Raw genomic sequence first — 11,297 nt, forward strand, 5'->3', positions numbered from 1 at the left:
TTGCACCAAAACGCATCTTCAAATCACTGAAATCCAAGCCTGGCGGGGTTTGCGGGCGATCTTACTCATTTACGAACGAATCCTTACGCCTACCCTTGCGTGACCCAACAGACCCGAGTCAGGCATGAAAAATGGCAGGCCGATCACAGCCAAAAATTCATTTGTCCACTTAAATTGACCGCTTAACCCGGTTTTCCGTTCCACTGCACCTCAGACCCCCACTTGACGGGCCCCTTGAGTTTGGTGATGTCCCAGGACCAGACCTGGTTGGCACCAGTGGCGAGCAATTCAGGCTTGGCATAGGCCGTGTGCCGACGCTGGTTACGCCGCTCGCAGCAAGCCTTATTGGCCGCAAGCAGTGTGCGTGGCAGAAAGATTTTGGTGCATGCCGGTGCGGGCCTTATCCAGTGGCAAGCCAGCGCGGGAAAGTACGCTTGACACTTTGATTTGTTGTTGCATAGACTAGCACTACCTATCCAAGTGTCCGCCAACGAAGTCGGTACTTGGGTTCGGCAACAGAGCCCACGCAAAGCAAGTAATTGTTTTGCGTGGGCTTTTTTATTTGTTTTCTTAACCTTTGTGGAGTGAGCATATGTTGAACCTAAAGCGCTGTGTTTTAACCTTAGCCGTCGCGGCTGTTTGCTCATCAGCTGCGATCGCTGCCGACGGTCCCGTCAAACTGGGCCTGCTTGAGGACGCTTCGGGAAATTTCGCCATAGCAGTGATTCCTAAGATTCAGGGGACTGAACTGGCGGTTGCAGAAATTAATGCAAAGGGTGGGATTTTGGGTCGGCAAATCAAGCTAATTAAGTACGACACCCAATCCGACAACACCCGCTTCCAGTTGATGGCACGCCGCCTGATCCAGACCGACAAGGCGGACGTGATCTTCGGCGCCTTCTCCAGCGCATCGCGCGAGGCCATTCGCCCGATTATGGACAAGGCCAAGCAGCTTTACTGGTACAACAATCAGTATGAAGGTGGTGTCTGTGACAGCAACGTGGTCGTCACTGGCGCCGTGCCAGAGCAGCAGTTTTCTACGTTGGTGCCGTGGCTGATGGAGAAGTATGGCAAGAAGGTCTACACCATTGCCGCCGACTACAACTTCGGCCAGATTTCAGCCGAGTGGGTACGTAAAATCGTTAAGGAAAACGGCGGTACGATGGTTGGCGAGGAGTTCATTCCCCTCAGCGTCTCTCAGTTTGGTCAAACGATTCAGAACATTCAGAAGGCCAAACCGGATTTCGTCATGACGCTGCTGGTCGGCTCCAACCAGGCCTCCTTCTATGAGCAACAAGCGTCGGCCAAGCTGGACATACCGATGGGCAGCTCAGTCAACGTTGGCCAAGCCTACGAACACAAACGCTTCAAGGCGCCTGCGCTGAAAGACATGTACGTGACGGCCAACTACATAGAAGAAGTCAGCTCGCCCGCTAGCGACGACTTCAAGAAGCGCTTTCGCGCAAAGTTTCCCGCTGCGCCCTACATCAACCAGGAAGCCGCCAACGCCTATAACGCGGTCTATCTCTACAAAGAGGCGGCCGAGCGCGCCAAGAGCGTGGACATGGCTGCGGTGCGCAAGGCTATCAGTGCCGGCGGCGTTTGCACGACTGGGCCATCAGGCAAGGTTTGCATTGATCCAAAAAGCCAGCACACCAGCCATACGATCTATCTGGCGCATGTTAAAGCCGACCACTCCATCGAAATCCCCAAAGTGTGGGAGAACATCCAGCCGTACTGGCTGGGTGAGGTGGGCTGCAACCTGGCGCAACGTCCAGACACAAGCCAGTACACGCCGTCCAACCTACCAAAGCGTTGAACTGTCAGCTTAACTGCAGCAACCTCTGACGTTTAAATCGAGCCAGCGACCTCACCGCCGCTGCTCGATTCAGCCCAGTCAGTTTTTTATCTCATTAGGCGACTATGAATACTTTGACGGTCCTGTACTCATTCATCTATCAGTTCGGTGACAACTTCGCATACCTAGTGCTATCGGCACTAGGCTTGGCGATCATCTTCGGCATGATGGGCGTCATCAATCTGGCGCACGGTGAGCTCATAATGTGCGGCGCCTACGTCACCATCGTGTCCGCCAAGGCAGGCATCCCGCTGCCCCTGGCCATGCTGCTGGGTACATTGGCCGCCGCCGTGGCGGGCGTACTGGTAGAGCGACTCGTCATTCGCCACCTGTACGACCGTTTGTTCGATTCAGTGGTGGCCACCTGGGCCATTAGCCTGATCACCCAGCAGACCATGCTGCTCGTAGTTGGCCCGGCGATCGAGGGCGTTTCCACTCCGTTTGGCTCGTTTACGCTCGGGGAGCTGTCCTTCTCCACCTATCGCGCAGTCCTACCGTTGATCGCCATCACCGTGCTGTTGCTGCTGTACCTTCTGCTGTTCCATACAAACTACGGCGTCTGCGCGCGCGCCACTATTCAGAACGCCAAGATGGCATCATGCCTTGGTCTCAAAACTGAGCGTATTTACACCTTGACATTCGCCCTCGGTGCGGGTCTCGCCGGCCTAGCGGGCGCACTCTATGCGCCGACGATGACGGCGGTGCCGACAATGGGCAGCAGCTTCATCGTCCAGGCCTTTGTAACGGTGGTGGTCGGGGGAGCCAATGTGCTCGTGGGCACCATTCCGGCGGCCACGATCTTGGGTGTCATCCAAACGTTCTTGACCGCCTCCTACGGCCAGCTCATCGGCCAAATCGGTTTGCTGGTCACCGTCATCGTTGTGATCCGGCTACTTCCGCAAGGTATGGGCAGTCTATTCAGTCGCAATCGCTAGGAGTTTCTTATGACGACCCAACCAGATTTAGTTTCTTCGCCCCCAGACTCCGGTCAGGGCTTCAAACGCGACGTGTCGACGACCGCGATAGTACTCGCGCTTGCGCTTTTGCTGCCCTTGCTCTTTGACGAAACATTAATCGGCAACCTGGCTTACTACCTGCTGTGGGCTTTCATCGCAATCGGGCTAGCCATCATGTGGGGACACGGTGGCATTTTGTCGTTCGGCCAAACCGCCTTTTTCGGTCTGGCTGGCTACGCCTACGGAGTCCTCACGATTAACTTGGGCGACAGCTGGATCGCCAGCTGGGCAGGATTTTTCGGTTCCCTCGTGTTGGCGGGCGCGGCTGGCGCGTTGCTCGGCTACATGATTTGCTATGGCAAGGTCACCGGTATTTTTATCGGCATCGTAACGCTATCCATCACGCTCGTGTTCGAGACCTTTATGGCGCAAACCGCCGGCCCCCAGTGGACCATCGGCAAAGCGCACCTTAACGGCTTCAATGGGATGTCGGGCATGTCGCCGTTATCCATCCCGTGGTTTGGGCCCGAGGCACTGGTGCTCGACGGCAACCGTTTCTACGTGGTGGTAGTTGTTCTGCTGGCAATTGTCTACCTTTGCACGCAGCGAATGTTGAAGTCCTCCGTGGGTCTGACACTGGCTTCAATCCGGGAGAATCCCCGGCGCGCCGAGATGCTGGGCATCGATATTCGCCGCTATCAGATGCTGGTATTCATTATCGGCGGCGTTTTAGCTGGTTTATCAGGTGCTCTGTATACAATCTGGGGCTCCTACATCACCCCCTCGTCCATGGGACTCAACGCTGCGGCATTGCCCGTCATCTGGGTAGCCACCGCAGGCCGAAAGAGCATTGCAGGGACTATCGTCGCCACGGCAGGTCTGGTGTGGCTATCTCAGTTGCTGGCGGTGTACGGCAGCGAGTACGCGTTGATACTGATGGGTCTCATCCTGCTGTTCGTGGTGCTGGTTGCGCCGCAGGGATTCCTGCCATGGTTGCTGCAGCTGGCCAAGAAGCCGCTCGTTTGGCACCGCTCGCGGCAAGTCAGCCTAGCGCTCCCTGAGAAAACCGGGAGGTCGTCATGAGCCAATCGCAGATCAACAACCAAACACCCATCTTGGAAACGCGCGGCTTGGTCAAGCATTTCGGCGGCGCACGTGTGATCAACGGTGTCGACATGCAAATACTGGATGGAGAAATCCGCTGCGTCATCGGTCCCAATGGTGCTGGCAAGAGCACCTTCTTCAAACTACTAACCGGCGAGCATGTGCCCACAGGCGGCGATGTGCTGTTCATGGGCGAGAGCCTCGGCAACACCTTACCCTACAAGCGTATTCGCATGGGCATGAGCATCAAGTTTCAGATTCCCGGAATATTCCCAGAGCTGACCGTGCTGCAGCATCTGGAACTATCGCGCAAACAATTCAAGGGGAATCACCTAGATACGGTGGGCCAACTGCTTCAACGATTTAATCTCACCGCCGAACGCGACCAGCATGCGGGAAACCTGTCGCATGGGAAAAAGCAATGGCTTGAAATGGCTATGGCGGTTTCACTAGAGCCCAAGCTACTGCTGCTAGACGAGCCAGTCGCTGGTCTGTCGATTGAGGAGACCCACCTTACAGGCGAGTTGATAAAGCAGATGCAGGCCGCCGGCCAAACCATTATGGTGGTCGAGCATGACATGACTTTTGTGAAACAGATCGCTACGCGCGTGACAGTCCTGCATGGCGGGCTTGTATTTGCCGACGGCCCAGCCGACGAAGTGCTCGCGCGCGACGACGTGGCCGACATTTATTTGGGGAAAAGCTGATGAATCATGCATTGCTCCAAGTCGCCGCAGCAGAGAGCGGATATGACGGTGGCCGCGTTCTGAACGGCGTTTCACTCGAAGTCAATGCCGGCGAAGTCGTCGGACTGATCGGACGCAATGGCGTAGGAAAAACTACGCTGATGCGCACTTTGATCGGCTTGGTACCCTTGACTCGGGGCAGCATCGTGCTTGATGGGAAAGATGTCACCAGCGCCAAGCCCTATGAACGTGCCCGGGGGGGTATGGGCTATGTACCACAGGGTCGAGAGGTGTTCGCCGGTCTTAGCGTAGCCGAAAATTTACAGATCGGCATGCAGGTCCGGCACAGGCGGTCAAACGATATGCTGACCAAGGTTCTCACCTACTTCCCGATATTGGGAGAACGCCTGAATCAGAAGGCCGGCACCATGAGTGGCGGCGAACAGCAGCAACTAGCCATCGCGCGTGCCTTGGTAGGGGAACCGAAGGTGCTCCTGCTGGACGAGCCATCAGAGGGGGTGCAACCTTCCATCGTACACGCCATTGCTAACACTCTTTCACGCATCGTGATCGAAATGAAGATTGGCGTAATTCTGGTGGAGCAGGACATCGCCATGATACAGCGTGCAGCGAATCGGTGCTACGTCATGGACAAGGGCCACATTATTGACTCTCTGAGCAAAGAAAAGCTTTCCGACGAGGCATTAATGCGTCGTTATCTTTCCATCTGACCTACAACCTCCAAGGAGATACCCGATGAAATGGCTAGAAGAATCATTCATGATGAAACGAGGCGTGGGTGCCGACCGCAACCCCGTCGAGCACCTGCTGAGCGAAGAGGTGCAAAAGAAATTTCATTACACGATCGGACCTTACTCTGACCCAGTGCTGCACATTAAGCCGGGCGACCGTGTGATAGTGGAAACACGCGACGCCTTCGATGGCGCAATTAAGTCAGAAACCGACAAGCCTTCTGAGCTGCTGAGAATGCCTTTCCTGAACCCGCAGAACGGCCCCATCATGGTGGAAGGCGCCGAAAAAGGCGATGTGATCGCTGTGTACATTGAGAAGATGTCGCCGCGCGGTGCCGACCCGCACGGCGTGGCCTGCATGATTCCGAATTTCGGAGCCCTTACCGGTACGGATTACACCGCCTTGCTAAACGAGCCCCTGCCGGAAAAAGTCCGTGTCATCAAGATCGACGAAGACAACGTGTACTGGAGCAAGCGCAATACACTGCCTTACCGCCCGCACATCGGCACCTTGAGCGTCTCCCCAGAGATCGACTCCATCAACTCTCTCACGCCTGACAACCACGGCGGCAACATGGATATGCCCGACATGGGGCCCGATAGCATCACCTACTTGCCCGTGCGCTCACCCGGCGGGCGGCTGTTCATCGGCGATGCGCATGCCTGCCAGGGCGACGGCGAGGTGTGTGGCACGGCCGTGGAATATGCGAGTACGACCATTATTAAAGTGGATTTGATCAAGCGCTGGAAGATTGATTGGCCGCGATTGGAAAATAAGCACGCCATCATGAGCATCGGGTGTGCCCGCCCGCTGGAAGATGCGGCGCGTATCGCCTACCGCGACCTTATCTACTGGATGGTCGACGAATACGGTTTCGAAAAGTGGGATGCCTACATGATGCTCAGCCAGTGCGGCAAGGTTCGGCTCGGTAATTTCGTCGATCCAAAATACACGATGGGCGCCATGATCAGCAAGCATTACCTGGCACAAAATTAGCAAATAAATTCAAGCTGAGTCGAAAAGAGAACTGACGGATGAGTCAAAGCCACACCCTTAAGATCGGACTGCTGTTTTCAACCGTCGGGGAAACAGCCCTCCTTGAATCGTCCCAATTGCGCGGCGCCCTCCAGGCCATTGACGAGCTGAACCGCAAGGGAGGCGTTGGTGGTCGGGAGTTGGTTCCCGTTCAGTATGAGCCGGAGTCCAACGCTGAGAAGTTCCGCGCGCTGGCCGAATGCCTCTTAACGCAGGACAACGTTAATGTGATTTTCGGCGGTTACACCTCGACCAGCCGCAAGGCAATGCTGCCCATTGTCGAGAAGTACAACCGACTGCTGTTTTATCCACAGCAATATGAGGGCTTCGAATTCTCGGAGCACATCGTCTACGGTGGCTCGGCGCCCAACCAGAACGGCGTGCAACTGGCCGACTACCTGACCAGTCAGTTCGGTGCACGCGTCTACATGGTGGGGTCTCGCTACGTGTACCCCTACGAATGCAATCGGAATATGCAAGAGCTTATCCTGCAGTATCCTGGCGGCGCTATTGTGGGTGAGCGGTACCTAGATTTGGCGGGGTCGTATGCGGATTTTGAATTAGTTATCAACGACATTAAGAAAAAGCGGCCAGACTTCATTTTTTCGACCGTCATCGGTGCGACTGTGCCTTTCCTTTACCAGGCATATACGCGCGCTGGCTTGGATCCGGAAAAGATGCCCATCGGCAGCCTAAATACCTCTGAAACTGAGATCGCCATGATGGGCATCCAAGCCGGTTGCGGCCACATTACCTCGGCACCCTACTTTCAGAGCGTGGGAACCCCTGAAAACGCCGCTGCGCTTCAAGTTTTTCGGCAGCGGTATGGCGACGCGATAACGACAGACATGAACTGGGAGGCTGCTTACTACCAGATTTACTTATACGCCATGGCGTTTGAGATCGCAGGCTCGGACGAGTTCAACCGCATCATTCCTGAACTCCGTGGTAGAGAATTTATTGCCCCCCAAGGGCGCATTCAAATTAATGCGGTCAACCAGCACACGGGCCTCAACCCCAGAATTGGGCGAGCAAATGAACATGGACAGTTCACCATCTTGCGGGAGTCTCGCCGCATGGTGCCGCCCGACCCTTACATGGCAACACAGGCTGCGGGAGATTGGGTGACAAAACTGACGGCGGCGGAGCGATGAGCATGTCTGCAAACGAGGAGCCCAGTCGCCCCCCTAAAGGAGGGTCTAGCACGACTGGATCTATCTTGCGCAAGAACCTACGAGTCGTGGTTATTCATCCGAACGACGCAGATGGCGGTGTGCTTACTAACCACCTTCAACGCATGGGTTTCAGTGTTCAGGGGTTCTGGCCCGTTCCGCTGGCACCACCAGAAAATGCGGAACTGATTTTCTTGGCGCTAAACCCTGAGCAGCGCGATCCTCATGAGAATTGGGATAAATCGAACTGCTCGCCGATCATCTCAGTCATCACCTACGAAAACCCAACCTTCATCGACCACGCTCTCAAGCTCGGTTCCACGGCGGTCATCACAACACCCATCCGCGCCTCCGGCCTACTGTCGGCCGTGGTAATGGCTATGGAGATACATCGCCAACACAAACAGCACTTGAACCGTATTGAGCGGCTGGAACAAAAGCTGATCGGTATGCGGTATACGGGTGAAGCCCAAGCGATCCTGATGCGTATGCATGGCATTGACGAAACCCATGCTTACGAAATACTCCGCCGCCAGGCTATGGCCAAACGAGTACCTATCGAAACTATCTGCCAGTCCATCATTCAAGCGAACGAAATCTTCTCTGTGACAGCACCCAACAATCTCCTGAAGGTCACCAATGAACGCAGTCTCACGATGGACTCACGCGACGCTGATTCCGATCCTGCCTCGAACTTTCAGCATAGGTAAAAATATGCCGAGTTTGGGCAATACAGACTAAGAAATCCCAACCCGAAAAGTCGGGGAAATCTGACTTTGAATCGTGTCTGAAGAGGAAGTGTTTGGCTCTTCATAAAAAGACTTGCCGATCAAATCTTTGTCATGCATATGACGTTCTGAGCTGGCTTTATGAAGCACAGCATAAACATTTCTTCTAATTTTTAACAGGAGTTCAAATATGAGCGTTATCAGATCTGAAATCAAAATCACAACCGATGAGCCGGCCATCGACCTGACCACCTTGACTGTTGAGAAAGTGCAGCAAGGTTTCCGGGAGGGCACCTTCACCGCTGAAAGCCTCACACGGGCCTGCTTGCGTCAGATTGAGTTGTATAACAAGCACTACAACGCTATTATTTTCGCGAATGACGACGCTCTTGCGGATGCTCGTGCTATCGATGTACGGCGTCAGGCCGGCGAAACGCTAGGGCCTCTGGCCGGCGTTCCTGTCGTGATCAAGGATCCCATGGACATGGTGGGTTTCCCAACAACTGCCGGCTGGTCCCTGCTTTACAGCAAGATGGGCGGCATTGATCTGATGCCCGCGACCGACTCCCCGGTAGTAGCGCGCATGCGTGCCGCTGACACCGTCATCCTGGGCAAGACCAACGTACCAGTTCTAAGCCACACGGGCACTCACGCCGACGACAGCTGGGCCGGACCCACGCTGAACGTTGTGATGCCCGATCGAGTACCGGGCGGCAGTAGCGCTGGAACGGCGGCTGCCGTTAGTGCCAGCATGGCTGTGCTGGGGCTGGCGGAGGAGACTGGAGGCTCGATCCAGAATCCAGCCTCGGCACAGGACCTTGTAGGCATCAAGCCAACCATTGGCTTGGTACCCAACGCAGGGGTAGTGCCCTTGTCCGGCAATCGCGATGTTGTGGGGCCAATTGCCCGTTGCGTTTGGGACGCTGCCCTCTGCCTCGACGTTTTGGCAGGCTACACGACAGAAGACCCGAAGACGCTTGCAGGGGTCGGAAAGAAGCCACCGCTTGGGTACACATCGAAGCTGCGCAAGGACTCACTCAAAGGCGTCCGTTTAGGTCTCTACGGTCCAGGCTGGCGCAACCAGGATCTGTCGACCGAGACCCAGAACCTCTACAACCGCGCAGCAGATGAGCTTAAGGCGCTGGGCGCAATTTTGGTGGACGATCCATTCAAAGGCTCCGGTTTCGCAGAGCTCAGAGTGCCAACGACACCGCTGCTAAATTTCGACGCGCGTGGTATGGAATCGGTACCCTATGACCTGCACAAATACCTTGAGCGCCTCGGTCCCAATGCGGCAGTGAAGAGCTTCAGTGAATTTGCCGAAGCGACGGCTAGCGAATCGGCGTTCGGCCCTAAGGGCGTGTTGAGTTTCATGCACAGCCTGCCCCAGTTCGTGGCCTGCCTTCAGGCTCCGACGTCGCCACCTGACATATCCGATTTTATTGCGCTGAAGGAGCGCTACCTGCGAATCGTCGATGAAGTGTTCGCGCGTGAACGACTCGATGGGCTGGTGTTTCCACAGATGAGGGAGGAGCTGCCGCTGATCAAAACGGGGCGAACCATCCAGGAAACCACCGTTGGTGAAATCAACATTGCTGGCATGCCAGCCGTCTCGATACCCGCCGGATATTATGAATCCGGTGCTCCTTTTGGACTGCTGTTTGTTGGAAAATTATGGAGCGAGGCCGATTTGCTCGCCTATGCATATAGCTATGAGGTCGCAACGCAGCACCGCAAGCCTCCGGCACTTGATAGCATTTAAGTCGTTGAGTTGCATAGTGACCTTGTGAATTCATTTAACTCCTAAAAGGGGCATGGTTCAAACAGTAACGTTTTTTGGGTAACACGGACAAAGTGAATTTTGGATGGTTTGCTTATGACTCAACCGATGACCACCCGAAAAAGGGTTATCCGATTTTGAACCACGCCCACATACCTCTCGTAGTTGGACAAAGCTATTCAGAGACTTTATAGCGTCCGTTTTAAGTGCGGCAGTGGCACGCGCTTCCCCTTTTATCTCACAACTCTTAAAGGAAAAAATATGGATATCGGACTCAAAGGCTTGAAAGCCGTGGTGACTGGTGGCACCAAAGGTATCGGCCGGGCAATCGCCCAGACACTCGCAGCCGAAGGCGTGCATATTGCACTGTGCGCACGCAATGCCGACGAGGTGGCCAAGACCGTCGCCGAGTTCTCGGTCTACGGCGTCAAGGTCTTCGGCCGCGCTGTCAATGTGGGCGACGGCCCGGCCCTGCAAGCTTGGGTCGCAGAAACCGACAAGGTCCTTGGCGGCATCGATATCGTCGTCGCCAATGTCAGCGCACTGGCAATCGAGAACAACGAGGACGGCTGGCAGCGCGGCTTCGAGGTCGACATGATGGGCACGGTGCGGCTGGTCAATGCAGCGATGCCCAGCCTGGAACGCAGCGCTCACGCCGCCATCGTGACGATCTCCAGCGTCTCGGGCCGCGAGATCGACTTCGCGGCCGGACCCTACGGCGCGTTCAAGGCCGCGATCGTGCACTACACCCAGGGTCTGGCTTACCACCTTGCCGGCAAGCGCATCCGCGCCAACAGTGTGTCACCCGGAAATACCTACTTTGCGGGCGGTGTGTGGAACCAGATAGAACATGGCAACCCTGAACTTTACCAACAGGCGCTGGCTATGAACCCGACCGGTCGCATGGGCACGCCGCAGGAAATGGCCAATGCGGTTGTCTTTCTCGCCAGTCCGGCGGCGAGTTTCATCACCGGCACCAACCTAGTGGTGGACGGAGCTCTGACTAAGGGCGTTCAACTCTAAAGCGTGTTGAAATAACCGAGGCCTGAAGTGGACCCCAGAGTCAGGACAGACTTGATGGCAGTTTAAGTTGCACTCGACTTCTCGCAGCTGAACGGCGCTGCCCCGGTATCGGTGAATGTCAAGCTAGTTGTCGCCTGTGAGTCTTGAATTTAAGCGGCTTTGTTGAACTCCTTGCTGCTCTCCTTTTGGTCATGCTTTTGAT

General features: G+C 55.5%; 10 protein-coding genes and 1 pseudogene. 10 read left to right on the plus strand and 1 reads right to left on the minus strand.

Annotated features, from left to right (window positions below):
• Positions 1-218: 218 nt before the first annotated feature.
• A pseudogene (locus IWX85_RS19375) lies at positions 219-338 on the minus strand (IS3 family transposase); the annotation flags it as partial.
• 254 nt (positions 339-592) lie between these two features.
• Between IWX85_RS19375 and IWX85_RS19380 the strand changes: the two are divergent.
• The 10 genes from IWX85_RS19380 (at position 593) to IWX85_RS19425 (ending at position 11,095) form a co-directional block, all read left to right on the plus strand.
• Positions 593-1,819 carry an urea ABC transporter substrate-binding protein gene (locus IWX85_RS19380; RefSeq protein ID WP_196870862.1) on the plus strand — a complete coding sequence of 409 codons (1,227 nt, stop codon included), beginning with the start codon at positions 593-595 and terminating at the stop codon, positions 1,817-1,819.
• A 104-nt stretch (positions 1,820-1,923) separates the two neighbouring features.
• The gene (locus tag IWX85_RS19385; RefSeq protein ID WP_196870863.1) at positions 1,924-2,793 is read left to right on the plus strand and encodes a branched-chain amino acid ABC transporter permease; all 870 of its coding nucleotides are present in this window, start codon (positions 1,924-1,926) and stop codon (positions 2,791-2,793) included.
• A 9-nt stretch (positions 2,794-2,802) separates the two neighbouring features.
• Positions 2,803-3,897 carry a branched-chain amino acid ABC transporter permease gene (locus tag IWX85_RS19390; RefSeq protein ID WP_196870864.1) on the plus strand — a complete coding sequence of 365 codons (1,095 nt, stop codon included), beginning with the start codon at positions 2,803-2,805 and terminating at the stop codon, positions 3,895-3,897.
• A complete protein-coding gene (locus IWX85_RS19395; RefSeq protein ID WP_196870865.1) occupies positions 3,894-4,625 on the plus strand; it encodes an ABC transporter ATP-binding protein in 732 nt (243 codons plus the stop codon). Before IWX85_RS19390 ends, IWX85_RS19395 begins: the two co-directional genes overlap by 4 nt.
• Positions 4,625-5,335 carry an ABC transporter ATP-binding protein gene (locus IWX85_RS19400; protein WP_196870866.1) on the plus strand — a complete coding sequence of 237 codons (711 nt, stop codon included), beginning with the start codon at positions 4,625-4,627 and terminating at the stop codon, positions 5,333-5,335. Before IWX85_RS19395 ends, IWX85_RS19400 begins: the two co-directional genes overlap by 1 nt.
• Positions 5,336-5,360: 25 nt before the next feature.
• Positions 5,361-6,353 carry an acetamidase/formamidase family protein gene (locus IWX85_RS19405; protein ID WP_196870867.1) on the plus strand — a complete coding sequence of 331 codons (993 nt, stop codon included), beginning with the start codon at positions 5,361-5,363 and terminating at the stop codon, positions 6,351-6,353.
• Between the two features lie 38 nt (positions 6,354-6,391).
• Positions 6,392-7,546: a transporter substrate-binding domain-containing protein gene (locus IWX85_RS19410; RefSeq protein ID WP_196870868.1), complete on the plus strand. Its 1,155-nt coding sequence runs from the start codon at positions 6,392-6,394 to the stop codon at positions 7,544-7,546.
• A gap of 65 nt (positions 7,547-7,611) precedes the next feature.
• The gene (locus IWX85_RS19415) at positions 7,612-8,274 is read left to right on the plus strand and encodes an ANTAR domain-containing response regulator (RefSeq protein WP_370584337.1); all 663 of its coding nucleotides are present in this window, start codon (positions 7,612-7,614) and stop codon (positions 8,272-8,274) included.
• A 208-nt stretch (positions 8,275-8,482) separates the two neighbouring features.
• Entirely contained in the window at positions 8,483-10,054 is a 1,572-nt protein-coding gene (locus IWX85_RS19420) for an amidase (RefSeq protein ID WP_196870870.1), read from the plus strand.
• Positions 10,055-10,333: 279 nt separating this feature from the next.
• Positions 10,334-11,095 carry an SDR family NAD(P)-dependent oxidoreductase gene (locus IWX85_RS19425; RefSeq protein ID WP_196870871.1) on the plus strand — a complete coding sequence of 254 codons (762 nt, stop codon included), beginning with the start codon at positions 10,334-10,336 and terminating at the stop codon, positions 11,093-11,095.
• The last annotated feature ends 202 nt before the right edge of the window (positions 11,096-11,297 follow it).

It is taken from the genome of Polaromonas sp. CG_9.11 (genome assembly GCF_015752225.1).
Classification (GTDB): domain Bacteria; phylum Pseudomonadota; class Gammaproteobacteria; order Burkholderiales; family Burkholderiaceae_C; genus Polaromonas.